The sequence below is a fragment of the Streptomyces aureus genome (assembly GCF_001418135.1).
Taxonomy (GTDB): Bacteria; Actinomycetota; Actinomycetes; order Streptomycetales; family Streptomycetaceae; genus Streptomyces; species Streptomyces aureus_A.
This window is the reverse complement of the sequence record NZ_LIPQ01000156.1, coordinates 1-24,408: the sequence shown is the minus strand read 5'-3', so window position 1 is coordinate 24,408 and position 24,408 is coordinate 1. Positions and strand designations below refer to the sequence as shown.

19 protein-coding genes are annotated in these 24,408 nt (G+C 69.2%); 14 read left to right on the top strand and 5 right to left on the bottom strand.

Annotated features, from left to right (window positions below):
- On the bottom strand, positions 1-1,524 hold a 1,524-nt coding region (locus AOK00_RS14800), incomplete at its 3' end, for a TPM domain-containing protein (RefSeq protein WP_055600774.1).
- 133 nt (positions 1,525-1,657) lie between these two features.
- Between AOK00_RS14800 and AOK00_RS14795 the strand changes: the two genes are divergently transcribed.
- Both AOK00_RS14795 and AOK00_RS14790 read left to right on the top strand, forming a co-directional pair.
- On the top strand, positions 1,658-2,713 hold the full coding sequence (locus tag AOK00_RS14795; protein WP_437441413.1) for a hypothetical protein: 1,056 nt from the start codon (positions 1,658-1,660) through the stop codon (positions 2,711-2,713).
- Positions 2,714-2,906: 193 nt separating this feature from the next.
- Positions 2,907-3,740 carry a transglutaminase domain-containing protein gene (locus AOK00_RS14790; RefSeq protein WP_055600773.1) on the top strand — a complete coding sequence of 278 codons (834 nt, stop codon included), beginning with the start codon at positions 2,907-2,909 and terminating at the stop codon, positions 3,738-3,740.
- On the opposite strand, the gene AOK00_RS14785 is transcribed toward AOK00_RS14790, so the two are convergent.
- From AOK00_RS14785 to AOK00_RS14770, 4 genes are all read right to left on the bottom strand, one after another.
- Complete coding sequence (locus AOK00_RS14785; protein ID WP_055600771.1) at positions 3,718-4,491, bottom strand: succinate dehydrogenase/fumarate reductase iron-sulfur subunit; 774 nt, start codon at positions 4,489-4,491, stop codon at positions 3,718-3,720. The two genes, AOK00_RS14790 and AOK00_RS14785, sit on opposite strands and share 23 nt — an antisense overlap.
- On the bottom strand, positions 4,488-6,461 hold the full coding sequence (locus tag AOK00_RS14780; protein ID WP_055600770.1) for a fumarate reductase/succinate dehydrogenase flavoprotein subunit: 1,974 nt from the start codon (positions 6,459-6,461) through the stop codon (positions 4,488-4,490). Before AOK00_RS14780 ends, AOK00_RS14785 begins: the two co-directional genes overlap by 4 nt.
- A gap of 1 nt (position 6,462) precedes the next feature.
- Positions 6,463-7,284, bottom strand: a complete 822-nt coding sequence (locus AOK00_RS14775; RefSeq protein WP_055600769.1) for a hypothetical protein — start codon at positions 7,282-7,284, stop codon at positions 6,463-6,465.
- A 77-nt stretch (positions 7,285-7,361) separates the two neighbouring features.
- Positions 7,362-7,589, bottom strand: a complete 228-nt coding sequence (locus AOK00_RS14770; protein WP_055600768.1) for a hypothetical protein — start codon at positions 7,587-7,589, stop codon at positions 7,362-7,364.
- Between the two features lie 247 nt (positions 7,590-7,836).
- Here AOK00_RS14770 and AOK00_RS14765 point away from each other — a divergent pair, with 247 nt between their 5' ends.
- From AOK00_RS14765 to AOK00_RS14710, 12 genes are all read left to right on the top strand, one after another.
- The gene (locus AOK00_RS14765) at positions 7,837-10,275 is read left to right on the top strand and encodes an ABC transporter family substrate-binding protein (protein ID WP_055600767.1); all 2,439 of its coding nucleotides are present in this window, start codon (positions 7,837-7,839) and stop codon (positions 10,273-10,275) included.
- Between the two features lie 321 nt (positions 10,276-10,596).
- Positions 10,597-12,498, top strand: a complete 1,902-nt coding sequence (gene typA / locus AOK00_RS14760) for a translational GTPase TypA (RefSeq protein ID WP_055600766.1) — start codon at positions 10,597-10,599, stop codon at positions 12,496-12,498.
- Between the two features lie 662 nt (positions 12,499-13,160).
- Positions 13,161-14,798 carry a peptide ABC transporter substrate-binding protein gene (locus AOK00_RS14755; protein WP_055600765.1) on the top strand — a complete coding sequence of 546 codons (1,638 nt, stop codon included), beginning with the start codon at positions 13,161-13,163 and terminating at the stop codon, positions 14,796-14,798.
- Between the two features lie 174 nt (positions 14,799-14,972).
- A complete protein-coding gene (locus AOK00_RS14750) occupies positions 14,973-15,905 on the top strand; it encodes an ABC transporter permease (protein WP_030320650.1) in 933 nt (310 codons plus the stop codon).
- On the top strand, positions 15,898-16,845 hold the full coding sequence (locus tag AOK00_RS14745; RefSeq protein WP_055600764.1) for an ABC transporter permease: 948 nt from the start codon (positions 15,898-15,900) through the stop codon (positions 16,843-16,845). Before AOK00_RS14750 ends, AOK00_RS14745 begins: the two co-directional genes overlap by 8 nt.
- A gap of 12 nt (positions 16,846-16,857) precedes the next feature.
- Positions 16,858-17,916 (top strand): ABC transporter ATP-binding protein, encoded by a 1,059-nt coding sequence (locus tag AOK00_RS14740; RefSeq protein WP_055600763.1) that lies wholly within the window; start codon positions 16,858-16,860, stop codon positions 17,914-17,916.
- A complete protein-coding gene (locus AOK00_RS14735; protein WP_055600762.1) occupies positions 17,909-18,997 on the top strand; it encodes an ABC transporter ATP-binding protein in 1,089 nt (362 codons plus the stop codon). Before AOK00_RS14740 ends, AOK00_RS14735 begins: the two co-directional genes overlap by 8 nt.
- A 174-nt stretch (positions 18,998-19,171) precedes the next feature.
- Complete coding sequence (locus AOK00_RS14730; protein WP_055600761.1) at positions 19,172-20,797, top strand: peptide ABC transporter substrate-binding protein; 1,626 nt, start codon at positions 19,172-19,174, stop codon at positions 20,795-20,797.
- A gap of 105 nt (positions 20,798-20,902) precedes the next feature.
- The gene (locus AOK00_RS14725; RefSeq protein WP_055600760.1) at positions 20,903-21,826 is read left to right on the top strand and encodes an ABC transporter permease; all 924 of its coding nucleotides are present in this window, start codon (positions 20,903-20,905) and stop codon (positions 21,824-21,826) included.
- Positions 21,819-22,841: an ABC transporter permease gene (locus AOK00_RS14720; protein ID WP_055600759.1), complete on the top strand. Its 1,023-nt coding sequence runs from the start codon at positions 21,819-21,821 to the stop codon at positions 22,839-22,841. The genes AOK00_RS14725 and AOK00_RS14720 overlap by 8 nt, the downstream gene beginning before the upstream one ends.
- 6 nt (positions 22,842-22,847) lie before the next feature.
- A complete protein-coding gene (locus tag AOK00_RS14715; RefSeq protein ID WP_055600758.1) occupies positions 22,848-23,831 on the top strand; it encodes an ABC transporter ATP-binding protein in 984 nt (327 codons plus the stop codon).
- Positions 23,824-24,408, top strand: a 585-nt coding sequence (locus AOK00_RS14710; RefSeq protein ID WP_159041766.1) for an ATP-binding cassette domain-containing protein, incomplete at its 3' end; no start/stop codon positions are given. The genes AOK00_RS14715 and AOK00_RS14710, both read left to right, overlap by 8 nt.

Sequence of the window (24,408 nt, the reverse complement as noted above, 5' to 3'; positions counted from 1 at the left end):
GTCCGGCGGGTCATGGACACCGGCCGGTACGACCCGCCGGACCTCGCCGAGCACCGATTCGGCGCGGGCGATGCGGCCCCGGAGATCGGCCGTCGACCCTTCGGTGGTCCCCTGCAGCAGTCCCCGGGCCTCCGCCAGGTCGGCATCCGTCTCCGACACGGCGCCCGGCAGCTTGCCGACCGCCTCGGCCAGTTCCTGCGCCCGCCGGTCCACCGCCTCGACCAGCCGGGCCGCCTGGTGCACGGCACCCTCGGCCGCCCGGATGTGGACGGCGGCGCCGCCGTTGTCGCCGTCGTCGATCCGCCGGCGGGCCTGGTCGATGTGGGTCGTCGCGAAGACGAGCCGGTCCTTGGCCTGTTCGACGTCGCCGGCGACGGGCGCGGCGGCCGTCTCGGCGTACCGCTCGCGCATCGCCGTCAGGGCCGCCTCGGCCATGCCCATCCTCCCGGTCTGCTCCCGGAAGGCGGTCTCGACGGTCGCCAGCGCCTCGGGCGCGGTCCGCTCCAGGGCCCGCAGCCGGTCGAAGTCCTCGCTCTCGGCGTCCATCCGGGCGTTGGCCTCCGCGCAGCGCCGCAGGATCTCGTCCAGCATGGTCCGCCGGGTCGAGTCGTCCTCGGGGAACGAGTCGTCGAGCTTCTGCCGCAGCCGGAACGAGGCCGTCAGCTGCTCCTCGGCGAAGGCGACCGCCTCGGTGAAGGGGCGGACGGCCTCCTCGCCGAACTGGGCGGTCGCGAAACCGAGTTCCTCCTGGCTGGTGCGGACGGCGTCGTCGGTGGCGACCAGCGTCCGCCGGGCCTGACCGTCGAGCTCGTCGAAGGACGGCGGCGCCGGTTCCCGCGGCGGCCCCCAGCCCTGCCCGGCCTGCGGCGTGGTGCGGGTCTCGGTCCGCCGGCGCCGCTTGGCGAACGCGTAGGCCGCCACCGCGCCGGCACCGCCGACCAGGACCACCGGCAGGACCAGATCGGTCGCCGAGGTGCCGTCGTCGACGGCGCCGCCCGGATCGGCGGGGCCGGGGGTGATGGCCGGAGTGGGGACGGGCTGCCCGGCGAGGACGGCGGAGTAGCCGTCGGCGGCGCCGATCGCGGCGCCCGCCCAGTCGTTCTGCCGGAGCGCCGGTTCGATCGCGGTCCGGGCCACGTCGTCGAGCCCGCCCTGGGTGAGGCGGGCGTCCGGGTCGGCGGAGTAGCCGTACAGCCGGTCGTGGGTGGCGACGGCGAGCAGCACGTCGTCGACCCCGAGACCGTTGCGCTCGGCCGTGGCGTCGGCCCAGGCCTGGCCCGTACGGCCGGAGAAGTCCCGTACGTAGACGACGAAGAGCTGGATCCGCCGGTCGTCGTAGAGCCGGTCGAGGGCCTGGACCACGGAGGCGCGGCGGTCGCCCAGGGCGTCCACCCGGTCGGTGATCTGCCCGTCCTGGGACAGGGCGACGGGGTCGTCGGCACGGGCACCGTGAACGGCGGGCACGAGGAGCCACCACGCCGCCACCAGTACCGCGAGAAGGGCTCGGGTGGCTATTCGCGTCACAAGGGGGAGGTTATGTCCGCGTATGTCACCCCGCGACCGGGCGACCGGGGACCGGAGTGCCACCACAGCCCCACGGAAACCATTCTCCACAGCCCCGCGTCACTGTCGGTAGCCGCCGCTACGGTGAGAAGCGGTGGGACACGTGACACGACGGCACGAGGGGGCTCGGGTGAGTGGACGACTGAGGAGAATGTGGCGACGGGGGCGCTGGTTCGTGCTCGGTCTCGTCCTCGTCCTCGTGGTGCCCCCGCTGTTCGGCGCGCTCGCCCTGCGCGTCAGCTACGCGGGCGACCTCAGGGACGACGCGAAGACCCGGGACAAGGACGCCGTCTGGCTCGGCCACGCCTGGGTCGACGGGCGGAAGAAGGACGCCGACATCGCCGCGTTCGCCGCCCGGATCAAGGACACGGGCATACGCGACCTGTACGTCCACGCCGGGCCACTGGAGCACGACGGCACCCTGCCCGCCGCCAAGTACCCGCGCGCGAAGTGGTTCATCGACGCCGTGCACCGCACGATGCCCGGGATACGGGTGCAGGCCTGGCTCGGTGACGTCCTGGCCAACGACGGACCCGACGGACTGCACCTCGACAGGGCCGGGACCCGCGCGGCCGTCGTGACCTCGGCCCGGCAGATCCTGGACGTCGGCTTCGACGGCGTCCACTTCGACCTGGAGCCGCTGCTCTCCGACGACGCCGACTACCTCTCCCTCCTCGACGACCTCGGAGAGGTCACCCGGCCGCGGAAGGCGCAGCTCTCGATCGCCGCCCACCAGATCGACCCCCTCCCCGGCCTGCACTCGGCCAACAGCCTGCTCACGGGCAAGGAGAAGTGGTGGTCGCAGGAGTTCTTCGGCCAGGTCGCCCGGCGCGTGGACCAGATCGCCGTCATGTCGTACGACACGTGGATGCCGCTGGAGAGCCTGTACGGCGGATACGTCGCCCAGCAGACCAGCCTCGCCCTCGAAGTGACCCCCGAGTCGACCGACCTCCTGATGGGGCTCCCCTTCTTCCACGAGGACGACCTCGGCCACCACGAGAACGCGGAGACCGTCGATGCGGCCGTCCGGGGCGTCAGACTCGGCCTCGGGCGCACCGACCCCGACCGCGCACGGTTCGGCGTCGCGCTGTACGTCGACTTCGCCGCGGAGGAGGGCGACTGGGCGGCCTACCGCGCCAACTGGCACTGAGCCTCGCGGGCACGACGCCGAGCCCCGGCGGGCACGCCGTCGCCTGCGCGGGCCCGACGCCGAGCCTCGCGGGCACCACGTCGCGCTCCCCGAAGCGACCCGGCGTGCCGACCCGGCGTGCCGGGGGAGGACGGGCCGGAGGAGGATGGGGGCCATCGGCGCGAACCGTCGCCGCGCACTGGGGGAGTCCGCCATGACAAGCCGTCTCTTGATGCCCTTCCGGACCGCCGGCGCGGGTCCCGCACCCGACGCGGAGATCGCCGGGTCGACCCGTCCCACGCCGATCCTGGATCTTGCGCACCCGCGGGTCGCCGCGCTCGTGACCCGGGTGCGCCGCGCGGCGGACGAGCGGGGCGCGACGACCGACCGCGAGCGGCTCCGGACCGCGCACGGCATCATCGCCGCCACCGTGCGGCCGGTGTACTCCGTGGAGGACCTGCGCCGTGTGTCGCGGACGCTGCGGCTCGGGCGCGGCTCGTGCAGTCAGCGCATGGCGGTCCTGGAGGCGGTGGCCCGGTCCCTCGACGTGCCCACGCGGGTGCGGGGCCTGCTCGTCGACGGTGCCTTCTGGTATCCGCGCTTTCCGAAGCTGCGCCCGTTCGTCCCCGAGGAGGTGCTGCTCGCCTGGCCCGAGTTCCTGCTTGACGACAGCTGGGTGCCGGTCGCGGAGCTCTTCGCGAACCGGGAGGAGACCGAACCGGCCCCCGCGGACGCCTTCACCAACGCCGGCGCGGAGACCCTGTTCGAGGCCGTGGCGCGGACCACCGTCGACTGGGACGCCCCGGCGGCCTGCGCCGGATCGGCCCCCTGTGACCTCTCCGCCCACCTGCGGGCCGACCTGGGCCGCTTCACCTCCCGCGACGAGCTGTTCGCCCGGCACGGCCAGACCCTCTGCCTCCCCGCCCGCACCCTCGCCGAGCCGCTCCTCGGCCGCTGGAGCGCAGGCGCAGGCGCAGGAGCGGGAGTCGGCGCCGGCGCGGACGCAGGTGCCCGGGAGACGAGCCCTACGTCGTCTTCCGCCGCCTGATCGTGTTGCCGAGCCACACCAGCGGGTCGTACTTCCGGTCCACGACCCGCTCCTTCATCGGGATCAGGGCGTTGTCGGTGATGTGGATGGACTCCGGGCACACCTCCGTACAGCATTTGGTGATGTTGCAGTAGCCGAGTCCGTGCTCCTCCTGTGCCGTCCGCCGCCGGTCGAGCCCGGCCTCCTCGGCCGCGTCCAGCGGGTGCATGTCGAGCTCCGCGACCCGCATGAGGAACCGGGGCCCGGCGAAGGCCCCCTTGTTCTCCTCGTGGTCGCGCACCACATGGCAGGTGTCCTGGCACAGGAAGCACTCGATGCACTTCCTGAACTCCTGCGAGCGCTCCACGTCCTCCTGCCGCATCCGGTACTCGCCGGGACCCACCCCGGCGGGCGGCACGAAGGCGGGGATCTCCCGGGCCTTCGCATAGTTGAAGGACACGTCCGTGACCAGGTCGCGCACGACCGGGAAGGCGCGCATCGGGGTCACGGTGATCACCTCGTCCCGGGCGAACACCGACATCCGGGTCATGCAGAGCAGCCGCGGTCTGCCGTTGATCTCGGCCGAGCACGAACCGCACTTGCCCGCCTTGCAGTTCCACCGCACCGCGAGATCCGGCGTCTGCGTGGCCTGCAGGCGGTGCACCACGTCGAGGACGACCTCGCCGTCGTGGACCTCCACCGTGTAGTCGGTCAGTTCGCCGCCGTCGACGTCTCCCCGCCACACCCGGAACCGCGCGTCGTAGGTGCTCATGCGCCGTGACTCCCTTCCAGGCCTTCCAGCTCCTCCTCGGCGAGGTACTTCGCCAGCTCGTCCTGTTCGAACAGCGCGAGCAGGTCGGGTCGTATGGGCTCCGTGCGGGTCCGTTCGAGGGCGATCCCGTCGCCGTCGAGACGGCACAGCAGGTTCACCGGGCGCCAGGCGCGGTCCATCGCCGGGTAGTCCTCGCGGGTGTGTCCGCCGCGGGACTCGGTGCGCTCCAGGGCGGCGCGGGCCACGCACTCGCCGACGAGGAGCATGTTCCGCAGGTCGAGGGCGAGGTGCCAGCCGGGGTTGAACTGCCGGTGGCCCTCGACCGTGACCCGCCGGGCCCGGGCGCGCAGGGCGGCGATCCGGTCCAGGGCCTCGGCCATCTCGCCCTCCCGCCGGATGATCCCGACGAGGTCGTTCATGGTCTGCTGGAGTTCCTGGTGCAGGGTGTACGGGTTCTCCGGGGGGCCGGCGTCCCCCTCGGGCCCGCGGCCGCCGCTTGCGTCCGCGTTCCGCTCGGCCCCGTGACCGCCGCTTGCGCCGGACGCCGAGCCGAACGGGGCCAGCGCCTCCGCCGCCGCGGCGTCGACGTCCGCCGCCACGATCCCGCCGCCGACCCCCGACAGCGCGTACTGCGCCGCGTAGAGACCGGCCCGACGGCCGAAGACCAGCAGGTCGGAGAGGGAGTTGCCGCCGAGCCGGTTGGATCCGTGCATGCCGCCGGCCACCTCACCGGCCGCGAACAGCCCGGGCACCCCCACCGTCGCCGCGGTCTCGGAGTCGACGTTGACCCCGCCCATCACGTAGTGGCAGGTGGGGCCCACCTCCATGGCCTCCGCCGTGATGTCGACATCGGCCAGTTCCTTGAACTGGTGGTACATCGAGGGCAGCCGCCGCCTGATCGTCTCGGCCGGCATCCGCGTCGACACGTCCAGGAACACCCCGCCGTGCGGGGACCCGCGACCCGCCTTCACCTCGGAGTTGATGGCCCGCGCCACCTCGTCGCGCGGCAGCAGCTCGGGCGGGCGGCGGTTGTGGTCGGGGTCCTCGTACCAGCGGTCGCCCTCCTCCTCCGTCTCCGCGTACTTCTCCTTGAAGACGTCGGGGACGTAGTCGAACATGAAGCGCCGGCCCTCGGAGTTCCGCAGGACCCCGCCGTCCCCGCGGACGGACTCGGTGACGAGGATGCCCTTCACCGACGGCGGCCAGACCATGCCGGTCGGGTGGAACTGCACGAACTCCATGTTCACCAGGGGGGCGCCCGCGAGGAGGGCGAGCGCGTGCCCGTCTCCGGTGTACTCCCAGGAGTTCGAGGTCACCTTGAAGGACTTGCCGATGCCGCCGGTCGCGAGGACGACCGCGGGCGCCTCGAGGACGAGGAAGCGCCCGCTCTCCCGCTCGTAGCAGAAGACCCCGGAGACCCGCCCGTCCCCGTCCTTGAGGATCCGGGTGACGGTGAACTCCTGGAAGACCTTCAGCCGACCTTCGTGGTCGCCGGTCTCGCGGTGGTCCTCCTGCTGGAGTCCGACGGACCGCTGCTGGAGGGTGCGGAGCAGTTCGAGGCCGGTGCGGTCGCCGACGTGCGCGAGCCGCGGGTACTCGTGGCCGCCGAAGTTGCGCTGCGAGATCCGGCCGTCGGGGGTGCGGTCGAAGAGCGCGCCCCAGGTCTCCAGCTCCCAGACGCGCTCGGGGGCCTCCTGGGCGTGCAGCTCGGCCATCCGCCACTGGTTGAGGAACTTCCCGCCGCGCATGGTGTCGCGGAAGTGGGTCTTCCAGTCGTCCTGGGGGTGCACATTGGCCATGGAGGCGGCGATCCCGCCCTCGGCCATCACGGTGTGGGCCTTGCCGAAGAGGGATTTGCAGATGACCGCCGTACGGGCGCCCGCGCGGCGTGCCTCGATCGCGGCCCGCAGCCCGGCGCCGCCCGCGCCGACCACGACCACGTCCCACTGCTCTCGCTCGACGTGCGTCATCTCAGAAGAACCTCGGGTCGTCGAAGGTGCCGGTGGCGAGCAGGTACACGTACAGGTCGCAGAGGGCGACGCTGATCAGGGAGGACCAGGCGAGCAGCATGTGACGGGCGTTCAGCCGGCCCACCCAGGTCCACAGCCGGTAGCGGACCGGATGCTTCGAGAAGTGCTTGAGCCGTCCGCCGACGATGTGCCGGCAGGAGTGGCAGGAGAGGGTGTACGCCCAGATGAGGGCGATGTTGACGAGGAAGATGAGCGTCCCGAGCCCCGCGTGGCCCCAGGCGTAGTCGGCGTTCCGGAAGGTGAGCACCGTGTCGTACGTGAGGATTCCGGCCACCGGCAGCGCCGCGTAGAAGAAGTACCGGTGGAGGTTCTGCAGGAGCAGCGGGAAGCGGGTCTCGCCGCTGTACGACGCGTGGGGCTCGGCGACCGCGCAGGCCGGGGGAGACGCCCAGAAGCCCCGGTAGTAAGCCTTCCGGTAGTAGTAGCAGGTGAGCCGGAAGCCCAGGGGGAAGACCAGGATCAGCAGGGCGGGTGAGAGGCCCCACCAGCTGCCGAAGATCTCCCAGTTCGGTCCGTCCTCCATCGGGACGCAGTTCTCCGCGAGGCAGGGCGAGTAGAACGGCGAGACGTAGGGGGCGGCGTAGTAGTCGGCGTTGGCGAAGGCCCGCCAGGTGGAGTACACGACGAAGGCGAGCAGTCCGGCGGCCGTCGCCGCGGGGGAGAGCCACCAGCGGTCGGTGCGCAGATGTCGGGCGGCGATGGCGGCGCGCCCCGGGGAGCGCACCCCCGTGGTGGATCCGGGCGGTTCCGTACCTGTGGCCAACAGGCCCTCCTACGGTCGGTTGCCGGTACGTCCTGCGGCGCGGCCTGCGGCGTGGGCGGCCTGCGGTGCCGGGCGGCCTACGGCGCGTGGCGGTCGCGTGCTCCCAGTCCCTCGTCGTCCGTGTCCGTCCACAGACCGCTGTCGTACGGGGCGTCGGGGATGGTCACCAGGCCTTCGAGGCGGCCCGAGGCCGGCGCGGCGGGTGTGCCCCGCTCGGCCGTGACGGAGCGCTCGAGCTGTCCGACGGTGCGGACCAGGTCTTCGAGGCAGCGCTTGACGGCTGCCAGATCGTCCTGAACGGACATGGTTGCCCTCACTTCCGCGAGCGGCTTCGGCAGGAGTGTCGCGCGTCACATTCCCGCTTGGGAAGCCATGTGCACGGGATTCCACTCGTCCGGAGCGCTCCTTCTCCGACGGTTGGGCCGCACGAGTGGGGTTTTCCGGACGTGCCGCCGTGTCGCCGTGGCCGGATCCGCTCCGTCCTTTTCAGTGTATGAGCAATAGGTGTGATCATCTCCAAATGGAATGAATCTGGACGAAGGGGTACAAGTCATGTCCCAGTTCGGCGCCCCTCGCGGGAGGACATGCTCCAGGAGCCCCCGCTCCCGCACGCTCCGCTCCGTCGCCACCCTCACCAGTGCCGTCCTCGCCGTCTCCGTCCTCGCCGGATGCAGCTCCGACGAGGCCGACGAGGTCCGGGCCGCCGCCCAGGACAACGCGCCCGCCGCCCGCGACAAGGTCGCCGACGGAGGCACGCTGCGCTGGGCCGTCGACGCGCTCCCCACCACCCTCAACACCTTCCAGGCCGACGCCGACGGCACCACCTCCCGGATCGCCGGAGCCGTGCTCCCCTCCCTCTACACGATCGACGAGCGGGGCCGGCCGCAGCGCAACCCCGACTACCTGGAGTCCGCGCAGGTCGTCGAGACGGAGCCCAAGCAGGTCGTCCTCTACAAGCTCAACCAGCAGGCGGTGTGGAGCGACGGACGGGAGATCGGGGCACCGGACTTCGTGGCCCAGTGGCGGGCGCTCAGCGGCCGCGACACCGCGTACTGGACCGCGCGGAACTCCGGCTACGAGCGGATCGAGAAAATCGAGCGGGGCAAGAACGACCTGGAGGTACGGGTCACCTTCTCCAAGCCCTACGCCGACTGGCAGTCCCTCTTCACCCCGCTCTACCCGAAGCAGGTGATGGGCTCCCCGAACTCCTTCAACGACGGGGCCCGCACCTCCCTCAAGGCCACCGCAGGACCGTTCCTGCTGAAGGCGATCGACCGCAAGAACGGCGATGTCACCCTCGCCCGCAACCCCCGCTGGTGGGGGCAGCCCGCCAAGCTCGACAGCATGGTCCTCAAGGCCGTCGCCCGCGCCGACCGGGCCGACGCCCTCGCCGCGGGCACCCTCGACCTGGCCGAGATCGACCGGTCCACCGCCGAACGCATCTCCCTCGCCCTCCGTGACGCCCGCGCCGGACGCGGCGGCGCCCAGGCCGCCCACGGCCCCGGCTCCTCGATCACCCCCGCCAAGGCGCTGAAGTCCTGGGCGCTCGCCCACGGATCCGACGAGGGGAAGGCGGCGGAGGTCCAGGCCGCCCGCGAGAAGAACCAGCAGGCCATCGCCGCGTACGCGACCGCCCAGGACACCCTGGCGAAGTACGTCGTCCGCAAGTCCCTGGAGCCCGCCTACACCCAGCTCTCGCTGAACGGCGAGTCCGGGCCGCTCGCCGACGAGCGGGTACGGCGCGCGGTGGCCCGTGCGATCAACCGCCGGGAACTGGCCGAATCCGTACTCAAGCCGCTCGGTCTCCCGGCGGATCCCCCCGGCAGCCACCTGGCCCTCGCGGGCCAGGCAGCGTACGCGGACAGCAGCGACGCCCTCGGCAACCAGGACACCGCGGAGGCGCGGGCCCTCCTCGCCGACGCGGGCTGGGTCCCCGGCGGCGCGGCCAGGAAGCCCGCGGAAGCGGGCACCAAGGCGGGCAGCGAGGCCGAGAAGAAGGCCGCGGAGAAGAAGGCCGCGGAGCAGAAGGCCGGCGAAAAGGAGAAGGCCGGCGAGGAGGGCACGAAGCAGGAAGGCGCAGAGAAGAAGGACGCCGCCGCCATCGACGCCCAGAAGCAGGCCGCCGACACCGCCTCCGACGAGGGCCTCTACATCGTCGGAGACGACAAGCCGGGCGAGCGCCGAGCCGCCCCCGCCCCCGTCATCGGCGCCGGCGGCCCCGAGAACGGCACCAACATCCTCGCCCCGGCCCCCGCCGCCGCACGTCAGAGCGCCGCGCTCCTCGCCCGCGCCGAGGCACTCGACACCGGTACGGGCGCCGGCGCGCACGCCGCCCAGACGATCGCGCGCACGGACAAGGGCGTCGCCGGGGCCTACGCGCCGCGCGGCACCGCCGCCCCCGTGACGGCGCCCGAGGCGAGCAAGGCCCTCGGCAAGGACGGCAAGGCGCTCAGCCTCCGCTTCGTCCTGCCGTCCGGCCCCGGCTCCGAGTCGCTGCGTACGGTCGGCGACCACATCGTCCGGATGCTCGACGCGGTCGGCATCCGTACCGAGGTCACCAAGGTCTCCGACGACAGCTTCTTCAAGGACCACGTGGCCTCGGGCGACTACGACCTGGCCCTCTACTCCTGGCCCGCCTCCGCCTTCCCGGCGACCGACGCCCGGCCGATCTTCGCCAAGCCCGAGCCCGCGTCGGACGGCTCCCTCCTGGTCGAGCAGAACTACTCGCGGGTCGGCACCGACCGCATCGACCAGCTCTTCGACCAGGCGGCGGGGACGCTCGACGAGGAGGAGGCCCGGGAGCTGGTGCGCCAGGCCGACGCCCGGATCTGGGCCGCCGCCGGCTCCATTCCCCTCTATCAGCGCCCGCAGCTCGTCGCCGCCAAGGCGGATCTGGTGAACGCCGGTGCCTGGGGCCTGGCCGGTCCGCGCTACCAGGACATCGGCTTCAAGAAGCGGGAGACGTCCCACGGCGCCGAGCGCACCCCCTGATACGACCGGGCCGCCCACCTGGGGGCACTGACCGCACCGAAAGCCCTGAAAGCCCTGAAACCGCAGGTCACAACCTCAGAACCAGCTCAATTTCCTTGCCCGCCGGTGATCCCGGCGGGCAGGATCGCGTCGGCCCCTTGACCCGGTCGCACGACCTTCCCCACACCCTTGCTCACTCGCAGTAGAACTTCTCGGATCTTGGCCGGGGAAGCCCCTTGCGCGGCAGCCCCGTACCATAGGACATAGCCGTGGCGCGTCCGCCCGGCGGGCGTACGAGGAACTGACGCCGCATCCCACGATCCGAGAGAAGCGCAAGCACCCATGCCCACGCGCCACGACATCCGTAACGTCGCCATCGTCGCCCACGTCGACCATGGCAAGACGACCATCGTCGACGCCATGCTCAAGCAGGCCGGTGCCTTCGCCGCCCACCAGCAGCTCGACGACCGAATGATGGACTCGAACGACCTGGAGCGTGAGAAGGGCATCACGATCCTCGCCAAGAACACGGCGGTGAAGTATCACCCCAAGGACGGCGGGGCCCCGATCACGATCAACATCATCGACACCCCCGGTCACGCCGACTTCGGTGGCGAGGTCGAGCGCGGTCTGTCGATGGTGGACGCGGTCGTCCTCCTCGTGGACGCCTCCGAGGGTCCGCTCCCGCAGACCCGCTTCGTGCTGCGCAAGGCCCTCCAGCAGCGCAAGCCCGTCATCCTCTGCATCAACAAGACGGACCGCCCGGACTCCCGGATCGACGAGGTCGTCAACGAGACCTACGACCTCTTCCTCGACCTGGACGCGGACGAGGACCAGATCGAGTTCCCGATCGTCTACGCCTGCGGCCGTGACGGCGTCGCCTCGCTGACCAAGCCGGAGAACGGCACCGTTCCCGCGGACAGCGACAACCTGGAGCCGTTCTTCTCCGCCATCCTGGAGCACGTCCCGGCCCCGGTGTACGACGAGGAGGCCCCGCTCCAGGCCCACGTCACCAACCTGGACGCCGACAACTTCCTCGGCCGTATCGCGCTGCTCCGCGTCGAGCAGGGCGAGCTGCGCAAGGGCCAGACGGTCGCGTGGATCAAGCGGGACGGCACGATCTCCAACGTCCGCATCACCGAGCTGATGATGACCGAGGCGCTCACCCGCAAGCCGGCCGAGGTCGCCGGCCCCGGTGACATCTGCGCCGTCGCCGGTATCCCCGACATCATGATCGGCGAGACCCTGGCCGACCCGGAGAACCCGATCGCGCTCCCGCTGATCACGGTCGACCAGCCGGCCATCTCCATGACCATCGGCACCAACACCTCGCCGCTCGTCGGCCGCGGCGGCACGGGCAAGGGCGCGGACGCCAAGTCCGCGGTCAAGCAGCGCAAGGTCACCGCCCGCCAGGTCAAGGACCGTCTGGACCGCGAGCTGATCGGTAACGTCTCGCTCCGCGTCCTCGACACCGAGCGCCCGGACGCCTGGGAGGTCCAGGGCCGTGGTGAGCTCGCGCTCGCCATCCTGGTCGAGCAGATGCGCCGTGAGGGCTTCGAGCTCACCATCGGCAAGCCGCAGGTCGTCACCAAGGAGGTCGACGGCAAGATCCACGAGCCCGTCGAGCGCCTCACGGTCGACGTCCCCGAGGAGCACATGGGCGCGGTCACGCAGCTCATGGGTGTCCGCAAGGGCCGCATGGACAACATGTCGAACCACGGCTCCGGCTGGGTCCGCATGGAGTTCGTCGTTCCGTCCCGTGGCCTCATCGGCTTCCGTACGGAGTTCCTCACCAACACCCGCGGTACGGGCATCGCCCACTCGATCCACGAGGGTCACGAGCCGTGGTTCGGCACGCTGACGACCCGTAACAACGGTTCGCTGGTCGCCGACCGCGCCGGTGCCGTCACCGCCTTCGCGATGACGAACCTCCAGGAGCGCGGTGTCCTGTTCACCGACCCCGGCACCGAGGTGTACGAGGGCATGATCGTCGGCGAGAACTCGCGCTCCGACGACATGGACGTGAACATCACCAAGGAGAAGAAGCTCACCAACATGCGCTCCTCCTCGGCCGACTCCTTCGAGGCGATCGTCCCGCCGCGGAAGCTCTCCCTTGAGCAGTCCCTGGAGTTCTGCCGCGACGACGAGTGCGTCGAGGTCACCCCGGAGGCCGTGCGCATCCGCAAGGTGATCCTGGACCAGAACGCGCGTGGCCGCGCGTCCTCCCGCGCCAAGAACGGCTGAGCCGAGCCAAGTGGTGGGGCCGGCGCGGCAGTAGGGCCGTGCGGCAGTACGGACGTGCAGCGGTACGGACGTGCAGCGGTACGGACGTGCGGCATCAGCGTCGTGCCGGCGGCACCGTCGTGCGGCAGTACTGCCGAGCTGGCCGAAAGTAATACGGCTGAGCCGGCCGAAGATCGGTTGAGTTCGGCCGCATGCGGCTGATGACAGTGGGGTAGATCACGATCCAGTGATCTACCCCACTTTCGGTTCGACACGACGTCAGCACCGGAGCCCGGACCCCCACAGGCAGTGGTGGAGTCCGGGCTTTTCGTCAACTTCCGTCAACTTCATTTCGCAGGCCGGGTGTCCGCATATCGGCCATCGCTCTCCGGTACGTGTGTTAACGGTCCGTTTCGGGGGTGTCTGTCTGTGCTCAGTTTGTCCGGATTTCGGTATCCGGGGGTGTGGTGATGTTATCAAAACGAGACCACTTAAGTGTGGTTTACAGCCCGGACGTACTTAATAGTTGGCTCCATTGAGCTCGGGTCAATGGGTCACGCACTGTGGGGAGTGCCGACTCACGAGCACACTCGGGGCACTTGAGTGCAAAGCCGTCAGGGGTGTCGGCAGAACTCGGAGTGCCCCTCTTGTAGTGACAAAAGTGGACTCATGAGGAGGAACCCATGCGCGGTGCCAAGAGCGCCAAGTGGGTAACGGGCGCGATCATCGTTGCCCTTGCTGCGACCGCCTGTGGCGGGGGTAAGAGCGACAGCGGCGACGCCAAGGGCGCTGTTGACCCGAACGGAATCTTCTCCGTCGAGCTGGGCGAGCCCGAGAAGCCCCTGCTCACCGGTGACACGATGGAGTCCAACGGCTCCGCCGTGATGGCCGGCCTGTTCTCGACCCTGGTCGACTACAAGGCCGACGGCTCCCTGGAGATGATCAACGCCGAGTCGGTCACCACGACGGACTCGAAGACCTGGACCGTCAAGCTCAAGCCGGGCTGGACCTTCCACGACGGCACGCCGGTGACCTCCAAGTCCTACGTGGACGCGTGGAACTGGAACGCCAACGTCAAGAACGCCCAGGGTCTGTCCTCGTGGTTCGCGGACATCAAGGGCTACGACAAGGTCCACCCCGAGGCCGAGGGCGCCAAGCCCACCGCCGACAAGATGGACGGTCTGACGGTCGTCGACGAGACCACCTTCAAGATCGAGCTCACCAAGGCCGTTCCGTACTTCGGCCACAAGCTCGCCTACATCGTCTTCGCCCCGCTGGCCGAGTCCTTCTACAAGGACCCGGTGGCCGGTGGCCAGAAGCCGGTCGGCAACGGTCCCTACAAGTTCAAGAGCTGGGACCACAAGAAGAAGATCGAGATCACTCGATACGACGCCTACAAGGGCCCGAACAAGGCGAAGAACGGCGGTGTGGTCTTCAAGAACTACACCACCCTCGAGGCCGCGTACGAGGACCTGAAGTCCGGCAACGTCGACGTGCTCCGTCAGATCGCGCCGAAGGACCTCCCGGTCTACCGCCAGGACCTCGGCGACCGCGCCGTGGACCAGCCGTACTCCGCGATCCAGACCATCGCCGTCGCCTTCTACGCCGACCAGTGGAAGAAGCCGAAGGCGATCGACCCGAAGGTCATCCAGGGTCTGTCGATGGCCATCGACCGCGCCACCATCACCAAGACGGTGCTGCAGGGTACGCGTGAGCCCGCGACCGGCTGGGTCGCCAAGGGTGTCCTGGGCTTCCAGGAGGACGGTGGCGCCGGCGTCACCAAGTTCGACCCGGCGAAGGCCAAGGAGCTCATCAAGGCCGGCGGCGGCGTCCCCGGCAACAAGATCTCCATCCAGTTCAACGCCGACGGTGGCCACAAGGAGTGGGTGGACGCTGTCTGCAACTCCATCCAGCAGGCCACCGACGTCCAGTGCGTCGGCGACGGCAAGCCGGACTTCCAGGCCGACCTGACCGCTCGTAAGACGAAGCAGGTCAAGTCCCTGTACCGCTCCGGCTGGGTGCTCGACTACCCGGTGAACGCCAACTTCGTCTCGGACCTGTTCCGTACGGGTGCGGCGGGCAACCAGGGCGACTTCAGCAACAAGGAGCTCGACGCCAAGATCGCCAAGGCGGACTCGGCTGCGACCCTCGATGAGTCGGTCAAGCAGTTCCAGGCCATCGAGAAGGACCTGGTCAACTACATGCCGTCCATCCCGCTCTGGTACTACAAGGTCAACGCGGGCTACTCCGAGAAGGTTTCGGGCGTGGCGTACGGCCAGGACGGTGACCCGATCCTGACCGGCGTCGAGGTCAAGAAGTAATCACCCAAGCGTAGTCCGCCTGCCGATGCGGGGCTGACGGGATGTCAGCCCCGCGTTCGGCGCCTTACGTATGTGGCTGGGGGGCCCTTCCACGACATTCGCGTACCCGTTGCGGGTCGCGGCTGCCGAGGGAGGGCCTGTCCGCTGCTGCTGTCATATTTCAACGGAGGCATGATGGGGCGCTATGTCGCACGACGACTGCTCCAGATGATCCCGGTTTTCCTCGGGACCACCCTGCTGATCTTCCTCATGGTCTACAGCCTGCCCGGCGACCCCGTGGCGGGTATGTTCGGGGACAAGGGCGCTGACCCCGCGACCCTCGCGAAGATCAGACACGATCTGGGACTGGATCTGCCGCTCTGGCAGCAGTACTGGAACTACATGACCGACATCATCCTGCACTTCGACTTCGGGACCCAGATCCGCAACGGTCGCCCGATCACCGAGGTACTGGGTGAGGCGTTCCCCGTCACTCTGCAGCTCGCCGCTCTGGCGTTCGCGTTCGAGCTGGTCTTCGGCATCGGGCTCGGCATCATCGCCGGTCTCAAGGCCGGCCGGCTCGCCGACAACGCGATCCTCATCTTCACGCTGCTGATCATCTCGATCCCGGTCTTCGTCCTCGGCTTCATCATCAAGATGGTGTTCGCCTTCGAACTGGGCTGGATCGAACCGAACGTCAGCAACGACCAGTTGGTGTCCGAGATGATCGCGCCGGCCATCGTGCTCGGCGGACTCTCCCTCGCCTACGTCGCCCGGCTCACCCGGACCTCCATGGCGGAGAACCTGCGCGCCGACTACATGCGTACGGCCGTCGCCAAGGGTCTGCCCCGCCGTCGCGTCATCGGTGTGCACCTGATGCGCAACTCGATGATCCCCGTGGTCACCTTCCTCGGCACCGACATCGGCGCCCTCATGGGCGGCGCGGTCGTCACCGAGCGCATCTTCAACATCAAGGGCGTCGGTGGCCTCATCGCCGAGTCGATCACCCGGCGTGAAGGGTCGACCCTGGTCGGCCTCGTCACCATCCTGGTGATCATCTACCTCGTCACCAGCCTGCTCATCGACCTGCTGTACGCGGTCCTGGACCCGAGGATCCGGTATGCTTGACGTGACCAAGACCGCGACCGCCGTCGAGGACGCCGTCGCGCTTCCCGCCGACCCGGCTCCCGCAGCGAAGCAGGAGAAGGCCCGCAGCCTCTGGGGCGACGCCTGGGTCGACCTGCGCCGCAACCCGTACTTCCTCGTGGCGTCGGTGCTGATCTTCTTCCTGCTCCTCGTCGCCGCCTTCCCGGGCCTCTTCACGAGCGCGTCGCCCACCAAGGGCGACCTCGTGAGGCACTTCCTCGGCAAGCCGGAGCTCGGCAGCATCGGTTCGGAGGGCTGGCTCGGCTACGACGGCCAGGGCCGTTCCGTCTACGCCCGACTCATCTACGGCACCCGTGCCTCGATCATCGTCGGCGTCACCGTCACCGCGATCGTCACGCTCGTCGGCGGTGTGATGGGCATGCTCGCCGGCTACTTCGGCGGCTGGATCGACGCGCTGCTCTCGCGCCTGACCGACATCTTCTTCGGCATCCCGTTCCTGCTCGGCGCCATGGTCGTCCTGCAGTCCTTCGTCGAGCGCACCGTCTGGGTGGTCGTCTTCGCCCTCGCGTTCCTCGGCTGGACGCAGATGGCCCGCGTGATGCGCGGCGCCGTGATCACGGTCAAGCACGCCGACTACGTCCACGCGGCGAAGGCCCTCGGCGCCGGCACCGGCCGGATCCTCTTCCGGCACATCCTGCCGAACGCCATGGCCCCCGTGATCGTCGTCGCGACCATCGCGCTCGGCGGCTACATCTCGGCCGAGGCCACCCTGTCCTACCTGGGTCTGGGCCTTGCCGCCCCGACCGTCTCGTGGGGCGTGGACATCTCCACCGGTGTCGACCAGATCCGAGTGGCGCAGCACATCCTGCTGTGGCCCTCGATCATGCTCAGCATCACCGTTCTGGCGTTCATCATGCTCGGCGAAGCCGTCCGCAACGCCCTCGACCCCAAGCTGCGCTAGGAGGGCGTAAAGGTGACCATCATCGACAACACCGCGACGGTCCCGTCGCCCCGCGACGGCGCCGACCACACCGGTCCGCTGCTCGAAGTCCGTGACCTGCACGTCGAGTTCCACACCCGTGACGGTGTGGCCAAGGCGGTCAACGGTGTCAACTACTCGGTGAACGCCGGCGAGACCCTCGCCGTCCTCGGCGAGTCCGGCTCCGGCAAGTCCGTCACGGCGCAGGCCATCATGGGCATCCTCGACATGCCGCCCGGCAAGATCCCGCAGGGCGAGATCCTGTTCCGTGGCCAGGACATGCTGAAGATGGCCGAGGAGGAGCGCCGGAAGATCCGCGGCCGGAAGATCGCGATGATCTTCCAGGACGCGCTGTCCTCCCTCAACCCGGTCCTCAGCGTCGGCTACCAGCTCGGCGAGATGTTCCGGGTGCACCAGGGTCTGTCCAAGAAGGACGCCACGGTCAAGGCCGTCGAGCTGATGGACAAGGTCAAGATCCCCGCCGCCAAGGCGCGGGTCTCCGACTACCCCCACCAGTTCTCCGGCGGTATGCGCCAGCGCATCATGATCGCCATGGCGCTCGCCCTGGAGCCGGACCTGATCATCGCCGACGAGCCCACCACGGCTCTCGACGTGACCGTCCAGGCCCAGGTCATGGACCTCCTCGCGGAGCTCCAGCAGGAATACAACATGGGCCTGATCCTGATCACCCACGACCTCGGCGTCGTCGCCGACGTCGCGGACAAGATCGCCGTGATGTACGCCGGCCGGATCGTCGAGCAGGCGCCGGTGCACGAGCTCTACAAGCGCCCGGCCCACCCCTACACCAAGGGTCTCCTGGAGTCGATCCCGCGCCTGGACCAGAAGGGCCAGGAGCTCTACGCGATCAAGGGCCTCCCGCCCAACCTGCTCCGCGTGCCCACCGGCTGCGCCTTCAACCCGCGCTGCCCCAAGGCCGACGACATCTGCCGTACGGAGATCCCGGCCCTCGTGCCGGTCACCGAGCAGGACGGCGCGGATCTCCCGGGCCGTACGAGCGCCTGCCACTTCTGGAAGGAGACGATCCATGGCTGACCTCAGCAAGAACGACGAGGCCGTGGCCGCCGCCGTCGAGGCCCCCGTGGGCCGCGGTGAGCCGATCCTCCAGGTGCGCAACCTGAAGAAGCACTTCCCGCTGACCCAGGGCATCGTCTTCAAGAAGCAGGTCGGCGCGGTCAAGGCCGTGGACGGGGTCTCCTTCGACCTCTACCAGGGCGAGACCCTCGGCATCGTGGGCGAGTCCGGCTGTGGCAAGTCCACGGTCGCCAAGCTCCTGATGAACCTGGAGAGCGCCACCGCCGGCGAGGTCTTCTACAAGGGCCAGGACATCACCAAGCTGAGCGGCCGCGCGCTGAAGGCCGTACGCCGCAACATCCAGATGGTGTTCCAGGACCCGTACACCTCGCTGAACCCGCGCATGACGGTCGGCGACATCATCGGCGAGCCCTTCGACATCCACCCCGAGGTGGCTCCGAAGGGCGACCGGCGCCGCAAGGTGCAGGAGCTGCTCGACGTCGTCGGTCTGAACCCGGAGTACATCAACCGGTACCCGCACCAGTTCTCCGGCGGTCAGCGCCAGCGCATCGGCATCGCCCGCGGCCTCGCGCTCAACCCGGAGATCATCATCTGCGACGAGCCGGTCTCGGCCCTGGACGTCTCCGTCCAGGCGCAGGTCATCAACCTGATGGGGAAGCTCCAGGACGAGTTCAACCTCTCCTACCTCTTCATCGCGCACGACCTGTCGATCGGCCGGCACATCTCCGACCGCGTCGGCGTCATGTACCTCGGCAAGATGGCCGAGATCGGTACGGACGAGCAGATCTACGAGCACCCGACGCACCCGTACACCCAGGCGCTGCTCTCCGCGGTGCCGGTGCCGGACCCGGAGGCCCGCGCGCACCGCGAGCGGATCATCCTGACCGGTGACGTCCCCTCGCCGGCGAACCCGCCGTCGGGCTGCAGCTTCCGCACCCGTTGCTGGAAGGCGCAGGAGAAGTGCTCGCAGGAGACGCCGCTCCTGGCGATCCCGCAGCGCTTCGACGGCCTGGACACCCCGGCCGCCCACCTCTCGGCGTGCCACTTCGCCGAGGAGAAGCAGGTCGTGCCGGTGCACTGACGCACCGACCGGCAGACATCACGAGGGCGCCCCGTTCCGTACATACGGAACGGGGCGCCCCTCGTCGTGCCCCCTGCCTCCGGGCCACCGTCCGGCGGCAGTAAAAGTGCAGCCCCGTCAATATCGGGTGATATTGGGGCCTAAGTCAGACTTAGGACATTCGGGAGGCACTCCATGCGCGGAGCCACGCACGCCAAGTGGGCCGCTCTGGCCACCGCAGTCGCCCTCGCGGCGACCGCCTGTGGCGGCGACGACAGCGGCGGTGGCAGCGGGGCCGACGGCATCGTGAGTTCCTCGTGGGGCGACCCGCAGAACCCGCTGGAGCCCGCCAACACCAATGAGGTCCAGGGCGGCAAGGTCCTCTCCATGATCTTCCGAGGGCTCAAGCAGTACGACCCGAAGACCGGCGAGGCCAAGGACATGCTCGCCGAGAAGATCGACACGACGGACTCGACCAACTTCACCATCACGGTCAAGGACGGCTGGACCTTCTCCAACGGCGAGAAGGTCACCGCCAAGTCCTTCGTCGACGCCTGGAACTACGGCGCCCATCTGAAGAACAACCAGAAGAACGCCTACTTCTTCGGCCAGATCGAGGGCTACGACCAGGTCCACCCCGAGAAGGGCGAACCGACCGCCGAGACCATGTCCGGTCTCAAGGTCACGGGCCCCCAGACCTTCACGGTCAAGCTCACCCAGAAGTTCTCCACCTGGCCCATCACCCTGGGCTACGCGGCCTTCTCCCCGCTCCCGCAGGCCTTCTACACGGACCACGCGGCCTGGCTCTCGAAGCCCATCGGCAACGGCCCGTACACCGTCGACTCGTACTCCAAGGGCTCCCAGATGGCCCTCAAGCGCTGGGACGGCTACCCCGGCGCCGACAAGGCGCAGAACGGCGGCATCACCCTCAAGGTCTACACCGACAACAACACCGCCTACACCGACCTGACGGCCGGCAACCTCGACCTCGTCGACGACGTCCCCGCCTCCCAGCTCAAGAACGTCCAGGCCGACCTCGGCGACCGGTACATCAACGTGCCCGCCGGCATCATCCAGACCCTGTCCTTCCCGTTCTACGACCCGGCCTGGAACAAGCCCGGACAGGAGAAGCTCCGCCAGGGCCTCTCCATGGCGATCGACCGCAACCAGATCACCGAGACGATCTTCCAGAAGACCCGCACCCCCGCCGTCGACTGGACCTCCCCGGTCCTCGGCGAGGAGGGCGGCTTCAAGGACATCTGCGGCGACTTCTGCAAGTACGACGCCGCCGAGGCGAAGAAGCTCGTCGCCGAGGGCGGCGGCATCCCCGGCGGCACCATGAAGATCTCGTACAACGCCGACACCGGCTCCCACAAGGAATGGGTCGACGCGGTCTGCAACTCCATCAACCGGGCCCTCGGCAACAACAAGGCCTGCGTCGGCAACCCGGTCGGCACCTTCGCCGACTTCCGCAACCAGGTCACCCAGTCGAAGATGGACGGCCCGTTCCGGGCCGGCTGGCAGATGGACTACCCGCTCATCCAGAACTTCCTCCAGCCGCTGTACTTCACCAACGCCTCGTCCAACGACGGAAAGTACTCGGACCCCGAGTTCGACAAGCTGGTGAACGAGGCCAACGCCGAGGCCGACACCGCGAAGGCCATCGGACTCTTCCAGCAGGCCGAGGAAGTCCTCCGCGACGACATGGGCGCCATCCCGCTCTGGTACCAGAACGGCAGCGCGGGCTACTCGGAGCGGGTCAGCAACGTCTCCCTGAACCCGTTCAGCGTCCCGGTCTACGACCAGATCAAGGTCAACTGACGTCGTAGCAGGTCGGCGGCGTACGGCCCGGCCCGCGGACCCCCGCGCCGCCGGGCCGTACGCCTTCCACAGTCCTCTCCCCGGAGCCAACCCCCGGAGCCCCTCATGGGTCGATACGTGATCCGGCGGCTGCTGCAGATGATCCCGGTCTTCTTCGGCGCCACGCTGTTGATCTTCCTGATGGTGAACGTGATGGGCGACCCCATCGCCGGACTGTGCGGCGACCGCCAGTGCGACCCGGCGACCGCCGCCCAACTGGAAAAGGAGTTCGGTCTCGACAAGCCCGTCTGGCAGCAATACCTCACCTACATGGGCAACGTCTTCACCGGGGACTTCGGCACCGCCTTCAACGGGCAGCCCGTCACCGAGCTGATGGCCAGCGCCTTCCCCGTCACCATCCGGCTCACCATCGTCGCGATCTTCTTCGAGATCGTCATCGGCATCACCCTCGGCGTCGTCACCGGCCTCAAGCGCGGCCGCCCCGTCGACACCAGCGTCCTGCTGCTGACCCTGGTCGTCCTCTCCGTCCCGACCTTCGTCACCGGCCTCCTCGTCCAGCTCCTCCTCGGCGTCAAATGGGGCTGGATCAAACCGGCCGTCTCACCCGAGGCCACCTTCAGCGAACTCATCGTCCCCGGCCTGGTCCTCGCCTCGGTCTCCCTGGCCTACGTCACCCGGCTCACCCGGACCTCGATCGCCGAGAACAAGCGCGCCGACTACGTCCGCACCGCCGTCGCCAAGGGCCTGCCCCGCCGCCGGGTCATCAGCCGGCACCTGCTCCGCAACAGCCTCATCCCCGTCGTGACGTTCATCGGTGCCGACGTCGGCGCCCTCATGGGCGGAGCCATCGTCACCGAACGGATCTTCAACATCCACGGCGTCGGCTACCAGCTCTACCAGGGCATCGTCCGCCAGAACACCCAGACCGTCGTGGGCTTCGTGACCATCCTCGTGCTGGTGTTCCTGCTGGCCAACCTCCTGGTCGACCTCCTGTACGCCGTCCTTGACCCGAGGATTCGCTATGCCTGACCAGCCCGAGCCGCTTGAGTCGTACGAAGAGGGCCGAGCCATCGCACCCACCGGCGCCGGCGGCGCGTCCGACCTCGCGACGGCCGAAGGCGAGACCCTGGAACAGAGTCCATCAGCCGCCTCCGGCGGGCGGGCGCCCGGCGGCCCCCTGGGCACCGGCACCGACAAGAAGCCCCGCTCCCTGTGGTCCGACGCCTGGCGCGACCTCCGCCGGAACCCGATCTTCATCATCTCCTCGCTGGTGATCCTCTTCCTGGTCGTCATCTCCATCTGGCCCCAGCTGATCGCCTCCGGGGACCCCCTCGACTGCGACCTCTCCAAGGCCCAGGAAGGCTCCCAGCCCGGCCACCCCTTCGGCTTCAACGGTCAGGGCTGCGACGTCTACACCCGCACCGTCTACGGCGCCCGGACGTCCGTGACCGTCGGCGTCCTCGCCACCCTCGGCGTCGCCGTCCTCGGCAGCATCCTCGGCGGACTCGCCGGCTTCTTCGGCGGCGCCTGGGACGGCGTCCTCTCCCGGATCACCGACGTCTTCTTCGCCATCCCTGTCGTCCTCGGCGGCCTGGTGCTCCTCTCCGTGGTGACCAGCTCCACCGTCTGGCCCGTCATCGGCTTCATGGTGCTGCTCGGCTGGCCGCAGCTCTCCCGCATCGCCCGGGGCTCCGTCATCACCGCCAAACAGAACGACTACGTGCAGGCCGCCCGGGCCCTCGGCGCCTCCAACTCCCGGATGATGCTCCGCCACATCACGCCCAACGCCATCGCCCCGGTGATCGTCGTCGCCACCATCGCCCTCGGCACGTACATCGCGCTGGAGGCGACCCTGTCCTACCTCGGTGTGGGCCTGAAGCCGCCGACCGTCTCCTGGGGCATCGACATCTCCTCGGCGTCGCAGTACATCCGCAACGCGCCGCACATGCTGCTCTGGCCGGCCGGCGCGCTCGCCATCACCGTGCTCGCCTTCATCATGCTCGGCGACGCCGTCCGCGACGCCCTCGACCCGAAGCTGAGGTAGGGACCCATGCTGCTCGAAGTGCGCGACCTGCACGTGGAGTTCCACACCCGCGAAGGAGTGGCCAAGGCCGTCAACGGCGTCGACTACTCCGTCGACGCGGGGGAGACCCTCGCCGTCCTCGGCGAGTCCGGCTCCGGCAAGTCCGTCACCGCCCAGGCCGTCATGGGCATCCTCGACGTCCCCCCGGGCAGGATCAGCCAGGGCGAGATCCTCTTCCAGGGCCAGGACCTGCTGAAGCTCAAGGAGGACGAGCGGCGCAAGATCCGCGGCGCCAAGATGGCGATGGTCTTCCAGGACGCGCTGTCCTCCCTCAACCCCGTGCTCAGCGTCGGCGACCAGCTCGGCGAGATGTTCCAGGTCCACAAGGGCATGTCGCGCAAGGACTCCAAGGCCAAGGCCGTCGAGCTGATGGACCGGGTCCGCATCCCGGCCGCCAAGGAACGCGTCGGCCAGTACCCCCACCAGTTCTCCGGCGGCATGCGCCAGCGCATCATGATCGCGATGGCGCTCGCCCTCGAACCCGAGCTGATCATCGCCGACGAGCCCACCACCGCCCTCGACGTCACCGTCCAGGCCCAGGTCATGGACCTGCTCGCCGAGCTCCAGCGCGAACTCAACATGGGCCTGATCCTCATCACCCACGACCTCGGCGTCGTCGCCGACGTCGCCGACAAGATCGCCGTCATGTACGCCGGCCGAATCGTCGAACATGCCCCCGTCCACGAGATCTACAAGGCCCCCGCCCACCCCTACACCCGCGGCCTGCTCGACTCCATCCCACGCCTTGACCAGAAGGGCCAGGAGCTCTACGCGATCAAGGGCCTCCCGCCCAACCTCCTCGCCATCCCGCCCGGCTGCGCCTTCAATCCCCGCTGCCCCATGGCCCAGGACGTCTGCCGCACCGACGTGCCCCCGCTCTACGACGTGACCGAGTCCCCGGTGAAGCGCTCCAGCGCCTGCCACTTCTGGAAGGAGTGCCTCCATGGCTGAGGCGATTCTCGAAGTCCGGGACCTCCACAAGCACTACCCGCTCACCCAGGGCATCGTCTTCAAGAAGCAGGTCGGCTCGGTCAAGGCGGTGGACGGCGTCGACTTCGACCTGCACGCCGGCGAGACCCTCGGCATCGTCGGCGAGTCCGGCTGCGGCAAGTCGACGGTCGCGAAGATGCTGGTCAACCTCGAACGGCCGACGTCCGGCTCGATCCGCTACAAGGGCGAGGACATCAGCAGACTCTCCCCCCGCGCGCTCAAGGCCGTCCGCCGCAACATCCAGATGGTGTTCCAGGACCCGTACACCTCGCTCAACCCGCGCATGACCGTCGGCGACATCATCGGCGAGCCGTACGAGATCCACCCGGAGGTCGCCCCCAAGGGCGACCGGCGCCGCAAGGTGCAGGACCTCCTGGACGTCGTCGGCCTCAACCCCGAGTACATCAACCGCTACCCGCACCAGTTCTCCGGCGGCCAGCGCCAGCGCATCGGCATCGCCCGCGGCCTGGCCCTCCAGCCCGAGATCATCGTCGCCGACGAACCCGTGTCCGCCCTCGACGTCTCCGTCCAGGCACAG